Origin of the sequence: Bradyrhizobium sp. NBAIM03, assembly GCF_020194055.1 — a bacterium.
GTDB lineage: Bacteria > Pseudomonadota > Alphaproteobacteria > Rhizobiales > Xanthobacteraceae > Bradyrhizobium > Bradyrhizobium yuanmingense.
The window spans coordinates 235,627-259,301 of record NZ_JADYVS010000009.1; the positions used below are offsets into that span (position 1 = coordinate 235,627).

A 23,675-nucleotide genomic window follows, 5' to 3' on the forward strand; every position below is an offset into this window, starting at 1 on the left:
GCCAGGCGCCGTCGCTCAACGGCGTCACCGATCTCGGGCCCTATTGTTTCGGTGCTCTGATTTCCCGGACGGTGATTTCGGCCAGAGCGACAGCGTCAGTCACGCCGCGCATGTGAATGTCGATCATCCTCTTGGCGAGAAGATCACAGATCGGATCGCTTCGATCCACCAGGTCGAGCTTGCGCAAGGCATGGTTGAAGGCGAGTTCAAGAACATGTTCCTGTTCGCGGGTGAGATCGACATTCGCAATCAGCCGTAGAATCGGCATGACGCTGCTCCCTGTTGGAGTAGGGCGGGAGCACAACCGGTCTCTCTGTCACCGATTGAAGCCACGGACCGGGCCGTGATGGAACACACTGTTCCTCAACGGCTTGGCAGTCAATGCCGTCAGAGTGCCAAGCAAGCGATATTGCAACTTAATCAGCAGGGCTGCGCTTTTGAGCTTCGAGGTAGTCGGCGCGCAAACGGTATTCTTCGGCGATCTCTAGCAGCGCAGCCTTGGTGCGCCCGTCAGCCGACAGTGCTGCTTGCTCGCGGGCGGCATGTTCGAGGCGGCGGAATTCTCGGTCCATGCGAACAGCCTACCTGACCGAGACGGCTGCCGCATTAAACTGTGCAAATGTGTACACATCGTCCACTCCCTCAGGAGATTGGGAGCGATGAGGCTTCACCCCGATCTCATCCTGCTTGCCGTCCTCGCCCAGCCGCCGCCCCACGGCCATCAGCACCACGAACGTCGCGACCCACACCATGCGCGCGCCGTAGCGGTCGTGGGGCCCTGAGATCACGCCGCAGATGAAGGCGTTGCCGAGCAGCGCCAGCGTCACCGTCCCAGCCAGCAGCGTCAGATCGTCCAGCCGGCGCCTTGCCAGCGCATGGCCGAGCAGCGCGAGCAGCGCCAGCATCGAGGCCAGCGCGACCGGGACATGCAGCCAGTTCACGACATCGAAATTGACACCCCAGTTCTGCTGCCGCGCCGCGCGCATCGGCGCGGCCTGTGCGGGGATGTAGCGCTCGATGATGCCGCGGGTGTGCGGGATCCAGCCGTTGGTGCCTTCGCCGGTCGCCACGTGCAGCAATTGCTGTCCCATCGCGCGAAGCGCCGCGCCGGCCTGCCAGGCTGGATAATCCTTCAGCGACTGCACGACGATGGTGCCCATCTCCTCATTCATGCCTGCGAAACGGCCGAGCGTGTTGAACACGCTCTTGCCCCACAGGAATTCGTCGGCGCTCGCCGGCAGCTGGTTGCGGTAGGGACAAAGCTTGTAACGTTCGCGCGGGCAACGGTCGTTGAGATATTGCGCGACGATGCCGTCCTGCATCATGCGGCCGAAGGCGACGCCGTAGCCGCCGGGCGTCCAGGCCAGCTTGCCAGACAGCGCATAATTCGCCGACACCAGCATCAAGCCGCCCGCGACGATGGTGAGGCTCGCCTGCAGTAGTCCGGCCAGCGGCAGGCGCGCGCCCAGAAACGGCCGCGCCATCCAGCCCGCGGCGCACAGTCCGAGCAGCACGCCGAGCGTGGCGCTGTGGGTCGCCGCGGCAAAGGCGGTGAAGACAAACAGCGAGATCTTCTCGATCGCCGAGGTGCGGTTTGCGCCGACCACCAGGAGGAACAGCGACAGCACCGCGAGCCCGGCAAAGATGTCGGTGAGCAGCATGCTCGCAAGCCAGGGCAGCGCGGTCGACAGCATCAGGGAGAGGCTGATTGCGACGAAGCGGAAGGTCTGCATCAAACTCAACACGCGAAGAGTGAGCTGCAGCAGCCATAGCGTCGCCAGCGACTGGGCGGCGAGGTTGATCCAGAAGCCGAAACCCTCGCCATAGTGCAAATAGAGGCCGAACACCGTGGAGCGGCTGGGGACGAGATAGCCCTCGTACCAGCGCGCGAGATAGCCGCCGGTATCCCATTGCAACAGCGGATAGCCGTTCCAGACCGCCGGCGCGATCATCAGGAGGGGCAGGGCCATTGCGGCCAGCCGCAGCCAAAAAGAGCCCGCGGCGCGCGCGCGCAGTTGATCGGTGGTGATGGTCAAATCGGCTCTGCCCCCGCTCGGATCATGCCCGCAATAACGGTTGGAGGCGAATTCACCAATAGTTTGACGCCGCCCGGCTTGAATTTGGCGAAACTCTGACCACCTTGAGCCGACCTTGCCGCTCGGGGCGTCAGAAGAAAGTCTTGTTTATCAATGGTTTGGCTTGATCTCCGAGGCAGGGCACTGTTCACTCTCAGGCAAGCCCGTCAGGACTTTGTCGCCTAGACTGTGCTATAGAGCCAACAAAATCAGCCAATTCGAAAGAGCAGATCCCATGGCAGTGCATCAGGTCAATCCGGGAGGAAAGCTCGCATCGCTCGATCCGATCTGGGACCGGATCCGCAGCGAAGCGGAGGACATCGTCCGCCGCGAGCCGGAGCTTGCGACCTTCATCTATTCGGCGGTGCTGCATCACGGCCGGCTGGAGGATTCGGTGGTCCACCGCGTCGCCGACCGGCTCGATCATTCCGCGCTGTCGGGCGACCTCGTGCGCCAGGCCTATATCGAGGCGCTGCGCGACGACCCCGATCTCGGCAACGCCTTCCGCGCCGACCTCGTTGCCGTTTACGACCGCGATCCCGCGACCTCGCGCTTCATCGATCCCTTGCTCTACTTCAAGGGCTTTCATGCCATCCAGACCCATCGCCTCGCGCACTGGCTCTATCTGAGGGGCCGCAAGGATTTCGCCTATTACCTTCAGAGCCGATCCTCGGCGGTGTTCCAGACCGACATCAATCCCGCCGCGCGCATCGGCCGCGGCATCTTCCTCGACCACGCCACCGGCTTCGTCTGCGGCGAGACGGCTGTGATCGAGGACGACGTCTCGATCCTGCACGGCGTCACGCTCGGCGGTACCGGCAAGGAGAACGAGGATCGTCACCCCAAGATCCGCCACGGTGTGCTGATCGGCGCCGGCGCAAAAATTCTCGGCAATATCGAGATCGGCCATTGCGCGCGCATCGCCGCCGGTTCGGTCGTCGTCAAGCCGGTGCCGCACAACGTCACGGTTGCGGGCGTGCCGGCCAAGATCGTCGGCGAGGCCGGCTGCGCCGAGCCGTCGCGCACCATGGACCAGATGATCAACGCGATGGGGCTCTGAGCGGGCTCTTGATGCTGCGAAGGGCCGGGTTTTTCCGGCCCTTTTCGTCCCTAAATTCTTTGACAATTCGTGCTGGCGGTTCGCCGCATCTCGTCCTAAAACCCGCCGACCATTTTCGATCGGAGACTTGCCGTGGACGTCAAAGAAGTCAGAAAGTTAGATGCGTATCTGAAGCGCGTATTCGGCAATCCCAAGATCCGCGTCGTGCCGCGGCCGAAGAAGGACGATTCCGCCGAGGTCTATATCGGCGAGGAATTCATCGGCGTGCTCTTCGTCGACGACGAGGACGACGATCGCTCGTTCCAATTCCAGATGGCGATCCTCGAGGACGACCTGGTCGATCAGGAGTAGTTGGTCGCGAGCGAAGCGGAGTCTTCGCTCGCGCGCGGCGTTCTCCGTGTCCCGGACGCACTGCAACGCTCCATAAGCGCGTTCACGCGAGTCTTCGACACGCTGTGGCGTTGCAGTGCAGAGCCGGGACCCAGATAGCCACGCAGCGCATCTCGGACATGGGCCCTGGCTCAGCAGCGCACCGTCGAAGAGACGCTGCGCTGCGTCCGGGGCACGCAGCGAAGATCGCGGTGCAATTTCTCCACGCCGTCATTGCGAGCCCAGCACAGCGGCGCCAGCATTGCTTGGGCAACACCCTGACGGCCTTTACGTGCTCAATTGCAGACCTCGACGTTGCTTGAATTCTTTTGTTCAAGCCGACAGCCGGGGCGAACAGGGCGGCAACCACCAATTCCCACGCCGCAAACTATCTGACCACTTGTCTGAGGCTTCGCAGGCCTGGATTCAACTTGCTTCCGTTCGGCGTCTCGGTTCGTGGCATCCTCGCGGGTCGCGACCGGCTTCTTGTCCTGCACCTTCTCGCACTCATTGTCGTCGTTGACGCGATAGCCGGCGCGGCAGGTGATCTTGACGCAAGTATCGCCGTCCGCCTTGAAGCCGCGATTGCAGACCAGCGGACAGACACGGCCTGGCTTGGACTTGATCATGTCGAGCGCCTCGAAGCTTGCGAGCTTGGGGTCGAGCTTCGTTCCCGCATGTTGGTTGAACAGCGTCAGTGAGCGCTGTGATGACGCATTCCAGTCGCCATCGGCGGCTGCGGCCAGACAACCGACGCGACGGAGCTCGGACTGCACCAGCTTTGCCGTCTCTTGCGGAGAAAGAGAGGGCGGCGACTGAGCTGGGGTAACCGCCGCGACCTTCTGCTCGCTCTGCGCCTTGTCATTTGCCTGTCTTGCAGCGACTTCAGCAGCTGCCTTGTCGTTTACGATCTTTTCGGCCAGCGCCTTCTCGGCAGCCTGCTTGTCGGCCAGTGCCTTGGCGGCTGCTTCTGCATCTTTCCTGCGCTGCTCGGCGGCCGCCGCCTTGGCCTCTTCGATCCGTTTGGCCTTCTCCGCGGCGATCCGAGCATCTTCGGCAGCCTTGGCCGCTGCTGCGGCTTTCTCCTGCTCGGCCTTCTTGGCCCGTTCGGCGGCAAGCTTTGCCTTCTCCTCCTCGGCCGCCCGCGCCTTCTCGGCCGCTGCAGCGCGGGCGTCTTCGGCAGAAATCCGGTTGAGTTGAGCCTTGGCGAGATCGGTATAGAAGCCGCTGGGATAACGATTGAGGAATGCAGTCCAAACGTCGCGCGTGCCGAGCTGGAGCGCCAGTTCGTAGTCGCGCCGGATGTCGCTGTCCGGGTTCGCCTGCGGTCCGGTCGCGACCGGCTTGGCCGGAACCAGGGCCACGTCGTCGCCGCCGAGCGAGCCGTACACAAATGGCTCCTGCTTGTAGCCGGTATTCTTGAGCACGTCGTCGCGCACGAAGCCGAACGCCTTGCGCAGATCGAGCCCGGGCGTCGGCAGACGTTCGACGAGAGCCGCCGCGAACGGGCTATTCTTGGAGTCGCCGTCGGACGCCGTCGAGCCCGCTTTCGCCGCGAACGCGATCATCGTATTCGGGCTGGTTGGCTCGACCTTGGCGAGGCCGCGGCCGATGGCACGCGAGGCGATGGTACGCTTCATCGTCTTGGCAAACGGGTTGTCGCGACATGCATCGAGGATGATCAGGCGCAGCTGCTTTGCAGGTTCGACCGCGAACAGCGCGCGGTCCAGCGCGATCGTTTCGTCCAGCACGTCGCTGTCGGTCTCCAGCGTCGCGTCTGTCGGGATCAGATAGTTGACGCCGTCCAGTTCAATGCCATGACCGGCGTAATAAACCACCGCGACCCCAGCATCCCGCGCCTTGCCGCCGAAGTCACGCAGCGCCCGGCGCATCTCCGAACCGTTGAGGTCGAGCTTGATGTCGACGGTATCGAACCCGGCCTTCCTGAACATGCCGCCGACCAGGGTGGCATCGTTCGCGGGGTTCGCCAGCCGCGCCACGTTCTTGTAGGCCGAGTTGCCCATCACTAGCGCGACGCGCTTCTCGGCCAGCGCCGGTCCGGCTCCCACGCAGATCGCAAATATCAACAAAACAAACAGCCGAAGCCGCATTCCAGCCCCCGAATGCAATAGCGTCAGATTATTCGCAGCATGGCCAATCGCAATCTGTGCTCAGTGATATCAGTCACACATCCATGCGCCATCCGGGCAACCCCGTGCCACGCATCACGGCCATCATGCCCTGTTTTGGCCCGATGGGTCAATCGTTATTCGAAAAAAACGAAAAGACTCGATGCTGCCAACGCTTGGCTACTGTGCATGGGGTTGTTTTCGATTTTTTGGTTTGGAGGCTCCAGCCGACAGTAAGCCGACCGCCCTTAGCCCCGCGGCCCGCGCAGCTGCGCGGTCAGCCTCTCCATCGCCTCCGCCACTTCGCGCCACTGCGACAGCCAGCTGCGTGGAAAGCGGAAGGTGAGGTCGGCGCCGCCGACGCGGCGCTCGGAGAGGCACATGCCGGGGGTGGCGGCATCGCGCGTGCAGCGCGCGGTGAGCGCGGGGCTCGCAGCCGAATAGAGGTCCTCGCTGCCGTAGGGCGTGTCGGTGCGGAACATGCGCATCGTCAGGCCGTCCGCTGGGCTTGCCGCGGCCGGGTCGAGATAGCGCGGATAGATCGTGGCCGTGCGCTGCTCGGGCGAGAGCGCATCGTGATGGGCGGCGATCGACAGGAAGATGCGGTCGATCGACTGCAGCGCCGCTTCCGCCGTGTCGGAGGTGACGTGCTTGGGCGCGCCGGGCGGCTCCAGCGAGGGATAGAGGAAATCGAGATCGATGCGCTCCTGCGGCCCCGAGTGCCGCTGGATCTTCATCCGGATCGCGGTCACCGGCAGGTTGAACAACGTGCCGCCGACGCTCACCGGCAGCTTGTCCGGCGCGTTCGCGCCCCGGCTGCCCCAGGTCGGCCACAGCAGGTAGGCGACGAGCGCGACAGCTGCGACCGCCGCCGCGCCGCCGAGCACGATCGGCACGACATGCGCCCGGGTGCGCGTGCGGGGGGACCTGAGGGGAGCTGCCGAGAACAATGTCATGAATTGTGCGAGGTCGACCGGAGGTCGGCCGATGGCCGACGAATCAGCGGCGAATATGCCATGCGACGGCGCTTTCGCGCAGCGTTCCCGGCCGCTTGGATCGGGACGGCCCCTGCACGGGACGGCCGGCCGCGTTAACCTTTCCTTAAGGATAATGTAGCGTTAACGGGCTCTGTTTGTCACAGGAAGGCACGCGCGTTGTGTAAGGGCGGAGCACTTCCGATGACACCTGAAGCTCTCAACACCTTCTTCTCGATCGGCATCGGTTTCGCGCTCGCGGGCGCGCTCGTGAACGGATACCAGGCGCTGGCGCAGCGGCCCGCCGGCTTCGGCCTGCTGCAGGACGGCGTGGCCCCGAAAACCTTCGCGGCAGTTCCCTTCCTGGTGTTCGCCGCGCCCTTCATCATCATGCGCAATACGCTGCGCGGCGTGCGGGTGGAAAGCCGCCGCATGGAATTCGTGATGATGGCGACCGTCATCGCTGCCTTTTGGAGCATGATGAGCGGCACCTTCTTCCTGATGACGCTGCGCGCCGCCGGCCTTCTGGTCTGATCCGAAGTGCCTCGAGCGCGGCCGGCCCTTTGCGTCGCGGCTGCTGTTTGGCTATGCCAGTCGTCAACGCGACAGGAGACAGCCAATGGCCATCTACGAGCTCGACGGGCAGGCGCCCGACCTTCCCGCCGACGGCAATTATTTCATCGCCGAGACCGCGACCGTGATCGGCCGGGTGCGCTTGAAGCCGGGCGCGAGCGTCTGGTTCGGCGCGGTGCTGCGCGGCGACAATGAGTGGATCGAGGTCGGCGAGGGCGCCAATGTGCAGGACGGCTCGACCTGCCACACCGATCTCGGCTTTCCGCTTGTCATCGGCAGGAACTGCACGGTCGGCCACAACGTCATCCTGCACGGCTGCACCATCGAGGAGGGCGCGCTGATCGGCATGGGCTCGATCGTGATGAACGGGGCAAAGATCGGCCGCAACAGCATCGTCGGCGCGGGCTCCGTCATCACCGAGGGCAAGGAGTTCCCCGAGCGCTCGCTGATCATCGGCTCGCCCGCGCGCGTGATCCGCACCCTCGACGACGCTCAGGTGCAGAAGATGGGGAGCGCGGCCCGGTTCTATGTGGCCAACGGTCCGCGCTTCAAGCAGGGCTTGAAGCGGATCGGCTGACCTGCGCCCGGACGCGGTTCTGTCCAGCCGCGCGAACGGATCCATACCGTAAAAATACAGGCTGCCGCTTTAATCCTCTGCTAGCGCGATCACGCTTACCGTCGAGCGTTTTCAACGAGGAGGAGCGGCGCCATGGGTGCTGCGGCGCTGGAATCCGGTCTCGGGGCCGGTACCAAATTTTTGAAGAAATTGGTCCGATTCGTGCGCGGCGCCGACACGCTGACGGTCGCGGAGAAGGTCTACAGCATCGCCGCCTTCCTGGCGATCGTCACCACTTTCCTGCTGGTGATGTCGGTCCAGTCAGTGCGCCTGCAGACGACGTATCGCCACCTGCATGCCACCTCCGCCGACGCGGCGGTCGGCGTCGGGCGCATCAACGCCCTGATCTACGCCGTCGTGATGGAATCGCGCGGCATCTACATGTCCGCCGATCGTGCCGCGATGAAGCAGTTCGCGGACGGGCTGGTGCGGCGCAACCGCGAGCTCGCCGAGGCCGTGAAGAGCATGGAGCGCACGGTGGGCGACGACGACGCCGAGCTGTTCTCTTCCTTCCGCCAGCGCATCCAGCAATTCATCGACTTCCGCAAGGAGCTGGTGCGGCGCGGTGTCGAGATCAGCCCCGCCGCGGCCCGCGAGTGGGGCGACAACGACGCCAACCGCACCCTGCGCAGCAAGCTCAACAGCGATCTCGAAGCGCTCGAGCGCATCTACGAACAGCGCGCCAGCGAGGCGGACGAGCTCGCCGACAGCCACCGCTACGCAGCCGCCTATCTGTTCGCGCTGGGGCTCGCGGCGCTGATGCTCGCGGCGTTGAACGTCGTCGTCATGCGGAACTCGGTGGTCGGCGCGCTCGCCGATATCACGCAGGCGACCGACCGGATCGCGCAGGGCGACGTCAAGAGCGAGGTGCCGCATCTGCGCCGTCACGACGAGATCGGGCGCCTTGCACGCGCGGTACAGAATTTCCGTGACGCGGTGGCGCGCATCTTCGAGCTCGAGGAGCTCGAGCTCGGCACTGCGCAGGCGCGCGACGCGGCGATGACCGAGCGCGACAAGTTCAACGACAAGTACCAGGCCAAGAAGTGGCAGCTTTCGGCGGCGATCAACAACATGCCGCAGGGGCTGATCATGCTCGACGGCAAGGCCAATGTGGTCGCGATGAACGCCAATTACCGCAGGATCTACAATCTGCCTGAGACGATCCAGACCGGGTCGAGTCTCGAGGAGATCCTCCAGCACAGGGTCGAGAGCGGATTGTTCAGCGGCGACGTCACGAAATACGTCGCGGCGGTGCTCGACCGCATCGCCAAACGCCAGCCGACGTCGTACGAGATCGCGCTGAACGACGGCCGCATCATCAAGATCTACGAGCGCCCGATGGACGGCGGCGGCTGGGTGTCGGTGCAGGAGGACGTCACGGAACAGCGCCACCGCGAACGCATTCTCGAACGGATGGAGCGCTTTCTCGCCACTATCATCGAGAACGTGGCCGAGGGCATCATCGCCAAGGACGCGCGCAATCTGCGCTACGTCTTCGTCAACAAGGCCGCCGAGAAGATGATCGGCATGTCGCGCGGCGAGATCATCGGCAAGACGGCGCGGGAATTGTTCTCCGTGGAGGCTGCCGAATTGATCGAGCGGCGCGACCAGCAGTTGCTCGCACAGCGGCAGCAGCTCGAGCCGATCATCGATACCATCGATAATCCCGTCCGCGGGCGCCGCGTCATCTGCGCCCGCCGCATCCAGGTGGGGGGCGCCGGTGAGGAGTCCCACATGTTCGTGACCATGGTCGAGGATCGGACCGAACGGCCGGCAGCGGCGGCATAGCGGCCGGCGGCAGCTCGCATCTGCCGCGGGCTGCCGATGCTCGCGCGGAAGTGAGACAGTGTGGCTGTCACGAATGACCGACTGACGGTAGCTTGGTCCTGCTTTGAAGCGTGGAGCAACCTCCACGCGGAGGATCGAGTGATGTTACGCAGGATGATGATGACGGCGCTGGCCGTGGCGGCGGTCGGGCTGTCGGCGCCACAAAAGGCCGAGGCGGGCGGCGGTTTCGGACGTGGTGGAGGCTTTCACGGCGGTGGCTTCCATGGTGGCGGCTTCCATGGCTGGGGGCACCGTCATTGGCATGGCGGCGGCTTCTGGCCAGGGATCGGGATCGGGGCGGGTCTCGCCGGCGCCGGCTACTACGGCGGTTATTACGGCTACGGCTACCCCTATTACGGCGGCCCCACCTATTATGGCGTCGGCTACAACGACGGTTATGGCGGCTGCTACGTCGTGCGCAAGCGCGTCATGACCCCGTCGGGATGGCGCTACCGCCAAGTCGACGTCTGCGAGTGAGGCGAAATAGCTGTTAAAAAACAAGGTCGTTGACGCAGTATACCGTCAACGACCTTGCCAGCCCCGGATATTGAAATCGGCTCACGCCATCCGGTAACGGCGAGCATCGCGCGGAATCATACCGGCGAATGTGATCCAGTTCACAAGTGGCGAAAATAAAGTTCCCGCACCGTGACCGGCTCAGCCGCCCGAGCGCTTGCGGGCGCTGGCGTGGACGCGCCGCGCTGGTTTCCTGCGGGTAACCGATGGAGTCTCGACCTCGGTCGCCCGTGCACTGGCAAAGGACTGCCGCAAGCCGTCGATGGATTCGTTCAAGGCCGTAACCTGCTCCGACAGGCGCTTGGTGTCGGCCTGTTGCGCCGCCAGCAGCCGCTTCATCGTCTGAAGCTGGTCCTGCACCACCTGGAGCTGGTCGATCGATTCCTGCTGGGTCGCCTCCAGCCCCTTGGTCTTCTCGACCAGCTGCTCGGAGGCCTGGGCGGTGCGGGCCTGAAGCTGCCGCGAGGCCACCACCCGGTCGCTCTCGGGGGCGGCACCGGTATAGGCCCGCCAGATTGCGATCGACGTCACGCCCGCGATCAGCAGCAGGAGGGCTGCAGCAGTCAGCGCGATCGGCTGGGCGCCAAGGCGAAGGAGGGTGTTGGACGGCCTGTCCTGGGCGAGATCGATCATCGCTGACAAAACCCAAATTGAAACTTGGTGAGTGGCGAAGACCGGCAACCCAGAGGGGTCACCGGGGCGTCCCGAAAGCCTTACGTTTCGGCAAGGAATGGGACCAAAAAGAGGCTGAGCGGCAAAAAACCAGTGATCAGCGGCTCTTGCAGCCCGGGAGCGCCGCGCAGGGGGCAGGGATCAAGGCTGAAATTGCGAGAACGGCCCGGAATAGCTCTTTGCGCGCGGTGCCGCATAGGGCCCGAGCCGGGAGGTCTTCAGTCCAAGTCGCACCAGTGATTCCGCCAGCGTCACCGCGGCCGCGACGCCGTCGATCACGGGCAGGCCGTGCGCGGCGGCGAGCTCGCCTGCGAGATCGGCCATGCCGGCGCAGCCGAGCACGATCGCTTCTGCCCGGTCGTCACGGACGGCGGCGGTGATCTCCGCTGAGATCTTGCCGAGCGCATCAATGTTGCGCTCTTCCAGCGCCAGCACGGGGACCTCGGCGGCACGGACGCGGGCACAGCGTTCGGCCAGGCCGTACTTCCGCAGATTGTGCTCGATCGGCACGATGGAGACTCCGAGCGTGGTCACCACGGCAAAGCGCGCCGCGATCAGGCTCGCGAGGTGGAAGCCGGCCTCGCCGATGCCGATCACAGGCGCTTTGGCGGCGGCGCGCGCGGCATCCAGGCCGGTGTCGTCGAAGCAGGCGATGATGTGTGCGTCCGCGCCGTCGCGATCGGCCTCGCGGATGCAGCCGAGCATGCCGGGCACCGCGAAAGCTTCGTCGTAAAACCCCTCGATCGAAACCGGGCCCATCGCCGGCTGACGCGCATCGATCACGGTGCCCGCGAGGGCAACGCTGCGCGCGGCAGCGGCGATCTTCGCCGTCATCGACGCGGTTGTGTTGGGATTGACGACGTGAAGCCGCATCAGAACAGACGAGTCCTTATCTCAGACGAGTCCCTTGCCGGCGTCCGAGCCCTTGGCCGCCTGCCGCTTGTTGAGCACGTGAATGGTGCCGAGCGCAAGCGTGATGACCGTGAACGAGACCGCCGAGATCACGGTGCCGAGCGCGTAGATGTCGGGGTTGGTCACGGTGGTGGTGAGGCCTTGAAGATCCAGCGGCAACGTGTTCACGGCGCCGATCGCCTGGCTGGAGCGTGCGAGCTCGTCCCAGGACAGCGTGAAGCCGAACAGGCCGATGCCGATCACCGAGGGCAGGATGATCGGCAGCACGACATGACGAAAGGTCTGCCACGGTGTCGCGCCGAGATCGCGCGCGGCCTCTTCCAGCCGCGGATCGAAGCGGTTGAAGATCGCGAACATGATGAGCAGCCCGAACGGCAGCGTCCAGGTCAGGTGCGCGCCGAGCCCGGACGTCAGCAGGCCCATCGAGGTCTCGAAATTCTCGTTCCAATGCGCCTTGATCAGGTCGTCGATGATGCGGAACTCGAGCGAGATGCCGAGCGAGGTGATGATCGAGGGCACGATGAGGCTGGCAATCGCCGAGTAGAACAGGATGCTCTGCGCCTTGAACTTGCGCCGGAACGCCATGCCGGCGGCGACCGACAGCACGACGGTGACGATCATCACGACGATGCCGAGCAGCAGCGAGCGGCGGAAGGCGGCACCGAGATCGACGATGCCGGTGCCCTGGAACAATTTTGCGATCCAGAAGGTCGATACGCCGTTCATCGGGAAGGTGAGGCCGCCCTGCGGCCCCTGGAACGACAGCACGTAGATCGCGATCATCGGCCCATAGAGAAACAGCACATAGGCCGCGAAGAAGATCGCGAGCACGTAGAACGAGCGCGGGCGTCCTTCCTTCATGCTCTAGAGCTCCTTCTTGATGTCGACGATGCGCGACATCATGGTGATGATCAGGAAGGTGATTGCGAGGAGGATCACGGCATTGGCCGCGGCGGCGGGGAATTGCAGCGCGTTGACCCGCGTCTCGATGATCTTGCCGGCGGCGGCGATCTGCTGGCCGCCCATCACGCCGATGGTGATGAAGTCGCCCATCACGATGGTGATGACGAAGATCGAGCCGATCACGATGCCGGGCTTGGCCAGCGGAATGATGACGTTGACGAGGGTCTGGAAACCGCTGGCGCCTGCGTCATAAGCGGCCTCGATCAGCGACTTGTCGATGCGCACCATCGAGTTGAAGATCGGCACCACCATGAAGAAGGTGAAGAGGTGCACCAGTGCCAGCACCACGGAGAATTCGGAGAACAGCAGCCATTCCACGGGATGGTTGATCAGGCCCGTCTTCATCAGGCCGGTGTTCACGAGGCCGTTGCGGCCGAGCAGCGGGATCCAGGCGATCATGCGGATCACGTTGGAGGTCCAGAACGGGATCGTGCAGAGCAGCGACAAGCCCATCTGCCAGGTCTTGGACTTGACGTGGAAGGCGAGGAAGTAGGCGACCCAGAAGCCGACGAAGAGGGTGATGGCCCAGACCAGGAAGCAGAGCTTCAGCGTCTTCAGATAGGTCTTGGCGATGGTGCAGAGCTCAGGGAGCTGCGCGATGCAGCCTTCGAACGTGTCGGTGTAGCCGCGGCCGGAGAAAGCCGGCAGCAGCTGGTATTCGTTGTAGTCCCAGAACGAGACGATGACGACGAAGACGAGCGGAATGAGGAAGAACGCGAGAAACACCAGCATCATCGGCCCGGCCTGGAGCCAGGAGATGAAGGACGGCGACAGGCGCGTCGGCTTTGCGGCGCGCGCTGTGCCCGACCCCGGGATCAAGCCCGGGGCTGCCTGTTGCAGGACCTCTTCCGACATGTCCGTTACGCCGCGATGAACTCGTTCCACTTGCGGACCATGTAGTCGTTCTCGTCCATCACGGCGTTCCAGCACGCGACCCCGCCCATGCGATCCTCGTAGGAGCCGCCGTCACGCACCGCGCCGGCCTTTTCCAGCAGCGAGCCGTCGGGCGCCTTGATGTCCTTCTCGGCCGGTTTGCCTTCCATCCAGTAGGCCCATTCGTAGGGCTCCATGTGCGCCTTCGCAGTGGAGAGCACGGCGGAGTAATAGCCCTGGCGGTTGAGATAGGCGCCGGCAAAGCCCGACAGGAACCAGTTCACGAATTCATAGGCCCATTCGAGCTTGGCACCCGAGACGCCCTTCGACACGCAGAAGCCGGAAGCCCAGGACCGGTAGCCTTCCTTCAGCGGCTGGAAGGTGCAGGGGATGCCCATCGAGCGCACCTTGGTAACCGCCGGTGACCACATCGACTGAATCACGGTCTCGCCCGAGGCCATCAGGTTGACGCTCTCGTTGAAGTCCTTCCAGAAGGCGCGGAACTGGCCGGCCTTCTTGGCCTCGGTCATCACCTTCATGGTGAGATCGATCTCTTCCTTGGTCATGTTGCCCTTGTCGGCATATTTGTACTTGCCGGAGGCTTCCACGACCATGGCGGCATCCATGATGCCGATCGAGGGGATGTTGAGGATCGAGGCCTTGCCCTTGAACTCGGGGTTGAGCAGCTCGGCCCAGGTGCTGATCGGGCGCTTGATCAGGTCGGGGCGGATGCCGAGCGTGTCGGCGTTGTAGACGGTCGGGATCAGCGTGACGAATTCGGTCGCCGACGTCGCGAACTTCTTGGAGTCCTTGCCTTCGAGATAGAGCACCTTCCAGGGCGCGGTGCCCTGGCCGCCGATCTTCTTGCCGCCGGGCGTCTCGCCCTTGGTGAAGACGGGCGTGATGTTGCCGAACTCCTTGATCTTCTTGGCGTCGAGCGCAAGGATGTTGCCCGACGGCACCAGCTTCTTCAGCGAGAAATATTCGGTATCAAGCACGTCGAAGGAATTCGGCTGGGTCATCACGCGCTTGGTGACGTCGTCCGTGGTTGCGGTGATGTATTCGATCTTGATACCAGTGTCCTTCAGGCATTGCTTGGCGATGTCGTCGCCCTCGTTCACGGCCGTGCCGAGATAGCGGAGCACCTTCGCATCGGCCGACTTCACGTAAGGAAAGCCGGTGATCGCGCCGGAGCCGGCGGCGAGGCCGGCGAGACCCGCGGTGCCCTTCAATAGCGTGCGGCGGCTGACGCCGGTCTTCCTGGTCGTCTCGGTCATTTCGCTCACTCCTCTGTGTTGCGCATTCCGTGGTGAAGGGTGCTATTGCAGGCGTTGCGCCTTGGCGGGATCCCAGGTCGCCAGCACGCGATCGCCCGGACGGAACGGATGCACGTCGAAGGCGGCCTCGGGAACGTGGGAGAACAGGGCGGTGCCGTCGTCGAGCGTGAGCGAGACGGCGATGTAGGAGCCCTGGTACTCGGTCTGGGTCAGCAGCGCCGGCGCGCCGAAGGCGCCGTCGACGAACGGCACGATGCCGAGCTGATCGGCGCGAACGGCGATGAGATTGCCGGCGTCGCTGAGCACGTTGTGGCCGCCGATGAATCGGGCCACGAATTCGGTGCGGGGACGATGGAAGATGTCGCGCGCCGTGCCCTGCTGCTCGATCCTGCCGTGGTTCATCACCACGATGTGGTCGGCGAGGGCCATCGCCTCTTCCTGGCCGTGGGTAACCTGGATGAAGCTGATGCCGAGCTCGCGCTGCAGCCGCTTCAGCTCGCCGCGCATCTTGACGCGCAGGAACGGATCGAGCGCCGAGAGCGGCTCGTCGAGCAGGAGGATCTGCGGCTCGGTGATCAGCGCGCGCGCGAGCGCTACGCGCTGCTGCTGGCCGCCCGAGAGCTGCGCCGGAAGACGGCCTGCATATTGGCTCATCGCGACCAGCTCGAGCAATTCGCCGGCGCGCTTGTGCCGCGTCGGCTTGTCGATGCCGCGCATCTTCAGGGCGAAGGCGACGTTGTCGAGCACGGAGAGGTGCGGAAATAGCGCGTAGGACTGGAACATCATCGCGGTGCCGCGCTTGGCGGGCTCGAGGTCGGTGACGTTCTGCGCGCCGAGGATGATGTCGCCTTCGCTGACCGCCTCGTGACCTGCGATCATGCGCAGCGTCGAGGTCTTGCCGCAGCCGGAGGGGCCGAGCAGGCAGCAATAGGTGCCGGCCGGGATCTTCAGGTTGACGTTGTCAACGGCCAGCGTGGCGTCGTAGCGCTTGGTGACGGCGACCAGTTCGAGAGCGGCGGGAATGGCCATGGCGTGTCCGAGGAGGGCGTTGCGTCCCGCTCTCTCCGCAAGGTCCGTGCCAACAGCCCGCGACGATGCGAATTTCAAAAACTGTGCAGCGGAGTCAGATCGTTAGATCGATTCCGTCCCAATTTGTCGGGCCGTCACCCGTGCAGCCAGCTGCACACAAAACGGGCGAAGATTGTATAAAGTTTCGCCTGTGATTGGATACAGCTCGTCGACTAACATTGCAGGCCGAACGTTCGTCGATCGAGCCCTCACAATCATGGCCGCCAAGACCCGCCAGAAATCCGATGCGCCAGACGCGAGCGATCGCGTCAGCCGTATCCGGGAGGGTGTGACCGCCGCGATCCTCGAGCATCGCCTGCTGCCGGGCACCAAGCTCGGGGAGGACGAGATCGGCGACATCTACGGCGCGAGCCGGACGCTGGTGCGCTCAGCGCTGCAGCAGCTTGCGCATGAGGGCATCGTCAACATCGAGAAGAATCGCGGCGCTTTCGTTGCGCGCCCGACGCCGGCTGATGCCCGTGAGGTGTTCGAGGCGCGGCGCCTGATCGAGCCCAGCATCGTGGACCGCGCCATTGACGCGATCTCGCCGGCCTGGCTCGATCGCCTGCAGCACCATCTCACGGAAGAACGCGAGGCCGAGTTGCGCGGCGATGCCCGCGCCTCCGTCCGTCTGTCCGGCGAGTTTCATCGTCTCGTCGCCGAGATGAGCGGCCACAGCATCTATCTTGGCTTCCTGAAGGAGCTGATCGCGCGCTCCTCGCTCATCATCCTGCTGTACCGCCGTCACGACACGCCCGCGTGCGGCACCGATCATCACGCCGGGATCGCCGCCGCGATCCGCAAGCGCGACAAGGCGCGCGCCGGCGCCTTGATGCTGTCGCACCTGAACGAGATCGAGGCGGAGCTGTTCCTGAAGGATCCCGCCGCCGACGAATTGCGGCTGGCGGACGTGCTGGGGGCGTGAGAAGCGCGTCGCCAGCGCACGGGATCGGCGGGTCCGGACGCTATTGTGGCTCCAATCCGAGATTCTTGATCGACTCCAGCCAGACCGGCCCTTCTTTTTCGTAGAGGGCGACCGAGGATGCGCGGTCCATTGCCGGCGCATCGACCCCGAAGGCCTCCAGCAGCTTCTGGACACGCTCGGTCTTGCCGCCTTCGACCATCAGCTTGGCGAGCAGCTCGATCCGGTCGGTCGGCGTCGCAGCGGGCGCCACCAGGGTCGTGAAGCTGGTCAGCTGGAAGACCTTGCCGGTGACCCCCTGCTCGGTGAACGTCTTGGTGTCCGGCAGCTTCTTCATGCGAACCAGTGACGGAACAGCGATCGCGCGGCCGACGCCGGTATCAAGGACCGGAAGCGCGGCTTGGTAGCTGCCGGTCGCGGCCTGGATGACGCCGGCCGCCAAGTCCTGCCACATCGGCGCTTCGCCGCGGTAATGCACGATGGAGATGTCGAGGCCGTATTGGCGATTGAGCTCGGCGATCGCGATGTGCGCGAACGAACCGATCCCATACGACCCGGCCGTGACCTTGTTGCGGCGCGCATAGGCGACGAAATCTTCGATGGACTTTGCACCGGTAGCGGAATGGACGACCAGCGGCAGATGACCCGATGGCGTCATCGCGACGATCGTGAAATCCTTGTCCGGATCGTAGGCGAGCGACTTCAGCAGCAGTCGGTTTCCGAGCAGCGTGGACGAGATCGTGTACATCAGCGTATGGCCGTCCGCCGGCGAATCCTTGACCGATTGGGCTGCCAGCGCGCCGCTCGCTCCCGTCTTGTTTTCGACGACGACCGGCTGTCCGAGCTTCTGAGAGATGTAATCGCCATAGGCGCGGGCGAACGCATCGGTGATGCCGCCGGCGGGCGTCGACACGACGATTTTGATTGCTTTGGTCGGCCAGGCTTCGGCCGCAGCCCCATCAGCCGTGGCCAGCACCAGGCCTGCAATCGCAGCGCCCAGCATTGCGACGAATGTCCTCACTTGCCCCTCCCGTTTTGTTGCGTCTTTGGGCGCCCTTTGGCCGCCGGGCAGAGATGTCACACGAGCAGAGTCAAATAGAAACAACATTTCATTGTGTGAAATGGCTAGCTCTTGGCGGCCGCGGACGGGCCGGCCGCACCAAGCCTGGCGCTGAGCGTCTCGGCCAGTGCGGAGGCGACTTTCTTCATCTGAGGCACGAAGCGCCTGAGACCTTCCTCGGTGCTGACGGCCTCGCGCAGCATCATCACGTTCATGCTTGCGAACAGGCGGTTCGGAACAGCGACGGGAACGCCGATCGCCCAGACGGCGCCGCCGAAGATGCGGCGGCTGTAGCTCTCGTCCATCACTGCGAATCCGGCTTTCCGGATCGCGCGCAGCACCTTGGTGAGTTTGGCGGGATTGCGGGCGAGGTCGTTCCAGGGCTCCGGGCTGAGGGCAAGGCGCGCCGCGATGCGCTCCTGCTCGGCCGGTTCGCAAAACGCCAAATAGGCGCGCCCCATCGAGGTGCCCAGCACGGGAAAGCGAAAACCCGGCGGACGGTAGAAGAGCAGCGAACCGCCGATCCGGGTCGTATGTGCGATCACCATGGATTCCTCGTCGAGCACGGCCACGTCCGAGGGCCACTGAATCTGTTGGCGAAACTTGTTGAGCATCGGTTCGGCGATACCGCCGATCCAATTGGGTTCGTCGTAGCCGGCGCTGAGCAGGAGCGCCCGTCCGGTCGGGGCATAGCTGGGCGGCTCGGCGCGCCGCACCACATATCCTTCATGCTCCAGCGTTTCGAGCATGCGGACGATTGTTGCCTTGTTGAGGCCCGTCGCCTTATGCAGCGAGCCTACGGTCGATTGCCGTTCCTGGTTGATGACGCGCAGGACCTCGAGGCCTCTCGACAACGCGATAACGGGACGGAACGAGGGCATGGCAGCTCTTTGTGAGGACCGTGCCGCTAGTCAATGATGTAATCGCCGGATCAGTCAACAGGCCCGACTCCCGGCCGGGAATTGGACGGTGCCGCATCGGCTCCTCAGCGACCGAGTTCGCTTTCGGCGGCAAGCTGCCCCTCTGCCGTGATCTCGTATTCGCCGTCGTGCTTGGTCATCCATCCTGACCTGACCATCTCTCGTGCAAGCTGTATCGAGCAGATCGGATGATTGCCGCCCGGGTGATACAGCCTGTCGTTGCGGACGAGCAGGTGCCCGTACAATCGCGCCTGGCGCAGCGCCCTGCGCATCCCCGGTGATGGACTTTTCATGCCGGTTCAAGCGCGAGCACGATGAAGGTTCCTAATGAATGCGGCCATCTCATCGGCGTTTCGTTCGATAACGCACATAGGAACCGTCATTCTGCTGCATCGTTTGCTCTTCCGAGGAGTAGCGCCATGAATGTACGGGATGAGCACACGTGGTCCCTCTGGATGGACGTATCTGTCGCCGAAGCTCCGGTGCTGTCGAGTACGGTCGGCGTGGACGTTGCCGTGGTCGGCTCCGGAATAGCCGGGCTTTCGGTCGCATATGAACTTGCTTGCCATGGACGTTCGGTCGCAGTGATCGATCGCGGCCGCATCGGCAGCGGGATGACGGCGCGCACCACGGCGCATCTGGCGACCGCGCTTGATGATGGTTATGATGCGTTTGTGCGAGTCCGCGGCCCTGACTGTGCGCGGCGTTACTATCAGAGCGTCGCTGCCGCGATCGATCGCGTCGAGGCCATCCAAGGCGCCGAGCACATCGATTGCGGTTTTAAGCGCGTCGATGGCTATTGGGTACTGGCATCCGAAACGTCCGCATCCGAGCTGGATAGTGAATTGGACTGCTGTCGCAAGCTGCAGATTCCGGTCGAAAATTGCATCGAGCGGACACCATTCCATGACAGCGGTCAGACGCGTTCGCTGCGCTTTCCGCGCCAGGCGCGCCTGCATCCGACTAAATATCTCGCCGGTCTGGCGAGCGCACTGCAGCGCCGGGGCGCCCAGCTCTATGCTGACACCTGCGTCGAGAGCATCCAGCAACGCCAGGGTAGCATGGTCGTCACCACCGCCTCAGGCTACGAGGTTCACGCCGCCGACGTGGTGGTTGCGACCAACTCGCCCGTCAATGTTCAGGTGGCGATCCACACCAAGCAGGCGCCTTACCGCACTTATGCACTCGCCGCGAAGATTGCGGCCGGCGCCGTGGAGGATGCGCTCTATTGGGACACGCTCGATCCTTATCATTATGTCCGCCTCCACCCGTTATCTGCCGACGAGGACATCGTGATCATCGGCGGCGAAGATCACAAGTCGGGTGAGGCGAATGATGGCGCACAGCGCCTTGACGCGCTCGAGCGCTGGGCGCGCGAGCGATTGCCGGATTTGCGCGAGGTCACCCATCGGTGGTCGGGTCAGGTGCTGGAGCCGGTCGATTTCGCCGGCTTCATCGGCCGCAGCCCCGGCGAGGAGCATGTATTCGTTGTCAGCGGCGACTCCGGGCAGGGGATCACCAACGGGCTCGTGGCCGGCATGCTGATCGCGGATCTCATCACCAGCGGCGCAAGTGCCTGGGAGGACGTCTACGCTCCGTCGCGGAAGATTCAAAGGAACATCGGCGAGTTCATCAGCGAGAACATCACCCCTATCAAGAATTTCGCGGAGTATCTCACCGCAAGTGAAATCGCGAGCGCTGAACAACTGCGGCCCGGCGAGGGGCGCCTCTTCCGAAGCGGCCTGAAGAAGATCGCGGCGTGCCGGGACCGAAGCGGACATTTGCATTTGCATTCGGCGAGCTGCACCCATTTGGGCTGCGTCGTGCACTGGAACTCACTCGAACAGTGCTGGGACTGCCCATGTCACGGATCGCAGTTTGCACCCGATGGCACCGCGCTCAACGGCCCGGCGGTTTCCCCGCTCGGCGAGGCTGAAAAGCCGGCCAATCTTGAAGCGGCAGAATGAGCGGCATCTCTCGGCGTGTCGTAGGGGGCTTGGGCCGGCGGCTGCAGCTTTTACCTGGCGAGCTACATGTGAATCATGATGCGCGCCGATCTGATGTGACTATTCCTCGCAGGCTGTACAGGCTATATCCCTGTCGCCTGTCATTGAACTGTCATGTTACCGCAAATGCTAAAGTCAGATGCTGCGCCGGCTCGCAAGACTCCGGGCGCGCCGGAAGCCGATCCTGCTGTTGGGAACACCAAGAGAACGCAGCTCCTCACTGGCTTGCCGGGGCAACGCGAGGACGTCAGCGTGGAACCCGCGACGGTCGAGGAGCGCACTGCCATTGAGCAGACGCCATCGCAGGACGTGACGCCCGCGCCGAGCCCAACCCAGCCCGCATCTCCCGTTGGCGAAATCGAGCTCAAGCTGCTCGTCGGTGCCGATCGCATGGCGCATTTCGGCGCAGCGCCCGTGATCGCGGCGAACGCACGCAACAAGGGCACGCGCAAACGTCTCAAGTCCGTCTACTACGACACGCCCGAGCGGGCGCTTCGTCGTGCCGGCCTGAGCTTGCGCGTCCGCCAGAGCGGCACGCGTTTCGTGCAGACCGTGAAGACCGAGGTTGCGGACGATCCGTTGCGTCGCGGCGAATGGGAAGCAAGCGTGCCTTCGCTTGCGCCCGATCTCGCTTTGGCGATGCCGTTCATTCCGGAGAAGCTTCGCGAGCGACTCAAAGCGCAGCCGCTCGAAGCGGTGTTCACGGCCGATGTGCATCGTCACACGCGCATCATCGACCTGCCATCCGGCACGGTCGAGGTCGCCTGCGACCAGGGCGAGCTGACGGCCGGCGACCGGTCGGTTCCTGTCAGCGAGATCGAGCTGGAGCTGAAGAGCGGCAGCGCGAGCGCGATCTACGAGATCGCTCTGCGCCTTGCGGAGCACGGAACGGTGAAGCCGTCCATCCGCAGCAAGTCTGCGCGCGGCTTCGACCTTGCCGCGGACCTGCCGCCGTCGGCACGCCGGCCGCGCAAGCTTCGCCTCGATCCCTCCGTGACGCTCGACGAAGCCTTCGCGACCATCCTGCGCACCTGCTTCCTTCACCTGCTGCAATCGCTGCCGGCGGCCGAGGACGGCCGCAATCCGGAAGGCGTGCATCAGCTGCGCGTCTCGCTGCGCCGGCTGCGATCCGCGCTCGACCTGATGCGTTCGGTCGGCGCGCTCAGCAATCTCGAGGCGCTGCGTTCGGAGGCCAAATGGCTGGCGCAAGGCCTGTCCGCCGCGCGCGACTGGGACGTGTTCCAGCTCGACACCTTGCCGGCGATCGCAAGAGCCTGTCCGTCGGTCGCGGGCTTCGATGCGCTTGGGCGGGCCGCGGCTCAGCGTCAGGCGGAAGCCTATCGCAGCGCCCGCCACGCGCTCGATGATCGCCGCTGCGCGCTCTTCCTGATCGGCCTCGGCGGCTGGATCGAGGCGCGCGGCTGGCGCAACGGCGTCGCGCCCGAGGATCTCGGCCGGCTCGCCGAGCCCGCCGTCAATTTCGCGCAGCGCGTCCTGTCGGAACAGCACGCGAAGGTGCTCAAGCGCGGCCGCCGCTTCAAGTCGCTGACGGTCGACGAGCTGCACCGCGTGCGGCTCGCCACCAAGCGGCTGCGCTATCTCAGCGAGTTCCTGCTGCCGCTGTACGAGGATCGCAAGTCCGCACGAAAATTCGCACGCCGGCTCGCCGGCTTGCAGGAGGAGCTCGGCGTCTTCAATGACATGGCGGTGACGGCCTCGTTGCTCGATGGGCTCGGCGCTGACGATCGCGACAGCGCCATTGCGGCGGCCGCGATCGCCGGCTGGCAGGCGCGGGCATCGATCGGCATGCAGCAGGGCTTGCAGGATAGCTGGCGGGATTTTGCCGCCGCACGCGTACCCTGGTCGCGCCAAGGCGAGCAGAGCTGATCGCGCTTTCCCAAAAAGTTGCGCCCAGCCATTGGGGGATGGCTGGGCGCGCGCGAACCGGTCTGGGACGGGGAGGGGTGGGGATGTGACCGGGTCGCGTAACCTGTTGTCTCTCGTTCCTACTAATCTTTGGCGCTGGCGGTGGAGACCGCCGGCTTGGTATCGCCCAGCGAGACCCAGACGTTGGGATCGCTCTGCGACTGGCGCTTGACGAAGCGGTAGCCGGTCTCCGTCCAGGCGAGGACGTTCTCGTTCTGATTGTCGAGAATGAACTCGCCCTTGTCGGTCTTCACCGTCAGCACCGCGTGGCCTTCGCCTTTCTTGTCGCGCACCACGGTGATGAGCAGGGCCTGGCGCGGCCAGCCGGCATCCATCAGCATCTTGCGCTTCAACAGCACGTAGTCTTCACAGTCGCCGTAACCGTCTGACGGCAGCGACCACTTCTCGATCACGCCCCAGTGCTCCTGGTCGGTCAGAGGCTTGACGGTCTCGTTGACCCAGCGATTGACCTTGACGAGGTCGCGCCATGCGGCCTGCGACATCACGATGTCGCGCGGCTGCAGCGGTGCGCCCTGGCACTGGGCAGCATTGTCCGCGCAGAACTCGACCCAGCCGATCGGCGCACGCGTGGTGTCGCCGAGGCTCGCGTAGAGCAGACGGCCTTCGCCGGCCTGCGCTGCCGCGCTGATCCCGAAGAGCATGGCGGCCAGCGCCAGTCCCTTCCCCCGTCCCCTGAAGTCAAACATTGCGGCCCCCGTTTCTTGTTGGGACCACATTTCGCACGGAGCTTTTGAGTTGCCGCTAAGTCGACCAAGTCAAGTCGAGACGAATGCAAGTAAAAGGCGCGGCGAATTCGATCTATACTTGAATAGAATTCGCGTAAAATTGGATATGACTGCAATTGATTCAAATTTTATCTATTAACGCGGAAGCGCTGGGAGGAGCGTTGTTTGCGCTCATCTGCAGCCCCTCCGTT

The 23,675-nt window shown here is 64.2% G+C and carries 24 protein-coding genes; 9 read left to right on the forward strand and 15 right to left on the reverse strand.

The features are described 5' to 3' along the window. Positions 1-40: 40 nt before the first annotated feature. The 3 genes from I6F21_RS16600 to I6F21_RS16610 form a co-directional block, all read right to left on the reverse strand. Positions 41-268 (reverse strand): hypothetical protein, encoded by a 228-nt coding sequence (locus I6F21_RS16600; protein WP_146207712.1) that lies wholly within the window; start codon positions 266-268, stop codon positions 41-43. Positions 269-416: 148 nt separating this feature from the next. Next, positions 417-572: a hypothetical protein gene (locus I6F21_RS16605; RefSeq protein ID WP_156447197.1), complete on the reverse strand. Its 156-nt coding sequence runs from the start codon at positions 570-572 to the stop codon at positions 417-419. A gap of 9 nt (positions 573-581) precedes the next feature. After that, the gene (locus I6F21_RS16610; RefSeq protein ID WP_225139816.1) at positions 582-2,036 is read right to left on the reverse strand and encodes a hypothetical protein; all 1,455 of its coding nucleotides are present in this window, start codon (positions 2,034-2,036) and stop codon (positions 582-584) included. A 274-nt stretch (positions 2,037-2,310) separates the two neighbouring features. On the opposite strand from I6F21_RS16610, the gene cysE reads away from it, so the two are divergent. After that, a complete protein-coding gene (cysE, locus tag I6F21_RS16615) occupies positions 2,311-3,135 on the forward strand; it encodes a serine O-acetyltransferase (protein WP_036015299.1) in 825 nt (274 codons plus the stop codon). A 132-nt stretch (positions 3,136-3,267) separates the two neighbouring features. Then, the gene (locus tag I6F21_RS16620; RefSeq protein ID WP_007602550.1) at positions 3,268-3,486 is read left to right on the forward strand and encodes a DUF3126 family protein; all 219 of its coding nucleotides are present in this window, start codon (positions 3,268-3,270) and stop codon (positions 3,484-3,486) included. 314 nt (positions 3,487-3,800) lie between these two features. Here I6F21_RS16620 and I6F21_RS16625 read toward each other — a convergent pair whose 3' ends face one another. Further along, a complete protein-coding gene (locus I6F21_RS16625; protein ID WP_225139817.1) occupies positions 3,801-5,615 on the reverse strand; it encodes a caspase family protein in 1,815 nt (604 codons plus the stop codon). A 266-nt stretch (positions 5,616-5,881) separates the two neighbouring features. Continuing rightward, the gene (locus I6F21_RS16630; protein WP_225139818.1) at positions 5,882-6,589 is read right to left on the reverse strand and encodes a hypothetical protein; all 708 of its coding nucleotides are present in this window, start codon (positions 6,587-6,589) and stop codon (positions 5,882-5,884) included. A 222-nt stretch (positions 6,590-6,811) separates the two neighbouring features. On the opposite strand from I6F21_RS16630, the gene I6F21_RS16635 reads away from it, so the two are divergent. The 4 genes from I6F21_RS16635 to I6F21_RS16650 all read left to right on the forward strand — a co-directional run bounded on the left by I6F21_RS16635 (position 6,812) and on the right by I6F21_RS16650 (position 10,100). Then, a complete protein-coding gene (locus I6F21_RS16635) occupies positions 6,812-7,141 on the forward strand; it encodes a hypothetical protein (RefSeq protein ID WP_036015295.1) in 330 nt (109 codons plus the stop codon). Between the two features lie 85 nt (positions 7,142-7,226). Continuing rightward, positions 7,227-7,757 (forward strand): gamma carbonic anhydrase family protein, encoded by a 531-nt coding sequence (locus tag I6F21_RS16640; RefSeq protein WP_036044000.1) that lies wholly within the window; start codon positions 7,227-7,229, stop codon positions 7,755-7,757. A gap of 132 nt (positions 7,758-7,889) precedes the next feature. Continuing rightward, entirely contained in the window at positions 7,890-9,584 is a 1,695-nt protein-coding gene (locus tag I6F21_RS16645) for a PAS-domain containing protein (protein ID WP_225139819.1), read from the forward strand. A gap of 141 nt (positions 9,585-9,725) precedes the next feature. Continuing rightward, positions 9,726-10,100, forward strand: coding sequence for a hypothetical protein (locus tag I6F21_RS16650; protein WP_225139820.1), 375 nt, complete (start codon positions 9,726-9,728; stop codon positions 10,098-10,100). A gap of 180 nt (positions 10,101-10,280) precedes the next feature. Here the strand turns inward: I6F21_RS16650 and I6F21_RS16655 are convergent, their stop codons facing one another. The 6 genes from I6F21_RS16655 to I6F21_RS16680 all read right to left on the reverse strand — a co-directional run bounded on the left by I6F21_RS16655 (position 10,281) and on the right by I6F21_RS16680 (position 15,865). Beyond that, entirely contained in the window at positions 10,281-10,772 is a 492-nt protein-coding gene (locus I6F21_RS16655) for a hypothetical protein (protein ID WP_057029563.1), read from the reverse strand. Between the two features lie 180 nt (positions 10,773-10,952). Then, positions 10,953-11,684, reverse strand: coding sequence for an aspartate/glutamate racemase family protein (locus I6F21_RS16660; RefSeq protein ID WP_225139821.1), 732 nt, complete (start codon positions 11,682-11,684; stop codon positions 10,953-10,955). 21 nt (positions 11,685-11,705) lie between these two features. Next, positions 11,706-12,584 (reverse strand): ABC transporter permease, encoded by an 879-nt coding sequence (locus I6F21_RS16665; protein WP_025037151.1) that lies wholly within the window; start codon positions 12,582-12,584, stop codon positions 11,706-11,708. Positions 12,585-12,587: 3 nt separating this feature from the next. Further along, entirely contained in the window at positions 12,588-13,541 is a 954-nt protein-coding gene (locus I6F21_RS16670; protein WP_036015279.1) for an ABC transporter permease, read from the reverse strand. A 5-nt stretch (positions 13,542-13,546) separates the two neighbouring features. Beyond that, entirely contained in the window at positions 13,547-14,836 is a 1,290-nt protein-coding gene (locus I6F21_RS16675) for a PotD/PotF family extracellular solute-binding protein (RefSeq protein ID WP_036044006.1), read from the reverse strand. 42 nt (positions 14,837-14,878) lie between these two features. Next, positions 14,879-15,865 carry an ABC transporter ATP-binding protein gene (locus I6F21_RS16680; RefSeq protein ID WP_036015276.1) on the reverse strand — a complete coding sequence of 329 codons (987 nt, stop codon included), beginning with the start codon at positions 15,863-15,865 and terminating at the stop codon, positions 14,879-14,881. 256 nt (positions 15,866-16,121) lie between these two features. Between I6F21_RS16680 and I6F21_RS16685 the strand changes: the two genes are divergently transcribed. Then, a complete protein-coding gene (locus I6F21_RS16685; protein ID WP_225124835.1) occupies positions 16,122-16,829 on the forward strand; it encodes a GntR family transcriptional regulator in 708 nt (235 codons plus the stop codon). A gap of 40 nt (positions 16,830-16,869) precedes the next feature. On the opposite strand, the gene I6F21_RS16690 is transcribed toward I6F21_RS16685, so the two are convergent. The 3 genes from I6F21_RS16690 to I6F21_RS16700 all read right to left on the reverse strand — a co-directional run bounded on the left by I6F21_RS16690 (position 16,870) and on the right by I6F21_RS16700 (position 19,078). Then, entirely contained in the window at positions 16,870-17,847 is a 978-nt protein-coding gene (locus tag I6F21_RS16690; protein ID WP_036029677.1) for a tripartite tricarboxylate transporter substrate binding protein, read from the reverse strand. A gap of 104 nt (positions 17,848-17,951) precedes the next feature. Further along, entirely contained in the window at positions 17,952-18,767 is an 816-nt protein-coding gene (locus I6F21_RS16695) for a helix-turn-helix domain-containing protein (RefSeq protein ID WP_225139822.1), read from the reverse strand. A 104-nt stretch (positions 18,768-18,871) separates the two neighbouring features. Further along, entirely contained in the window at positions 18,872-19,078 is a 207-nt protein-coding gene (locus I6F21_RS16700; RefSeq protein WP_225130870.1) for a hypothetical protein, read from the reverse strand. Positions 19,079-19,225: 147 nt separating this feature from the next. Between I6F21_RS16700 and I6F21_RS16705 the strand changes: the two genes are divergently transcribed. Beyond that, a complete protein-coding gene (locus I6F21_RS16705) occupies positions 19,226-20,773 on the forward strand; it encodes an FAD-dependent oxidoreductase (RefSeq protein WP_192893165.1) in 1,548 nt (515 codons plus the stop codon). A gap of 165 nt (positions 20,774-20,938) precedes the next feature. Then, positions 20,939-22,699 (forward strand): CYTH and CHAD domain-containing protein, encoded by a 1,761-nt coding sequence (locus tag I6F21_RS16710; protein WP_225139823.1) that lies wholly within the window; start codon positions 20,939-20,941, stop codon positions 22,697-22,699. Between the two features lie 122 nt (positions 22,700-22,821). Here I6F21_RS16710 and I6F21_RS16715 read toward each other — a convergent pair whose 3' ends face one another. Next, complete coding sequence (locus tag I6F21_RS16715; RefSeq protein WP_036029667.1) at positions 22,822-23,445, reverse strand: transglutaminase-like cysteine peptidase; 624 nt, start codon at positions 23,443-23,445, stop codon at positions 22,822-22,824. Positions 23,446-23,675: the final 230 nt, after the last annotated feature.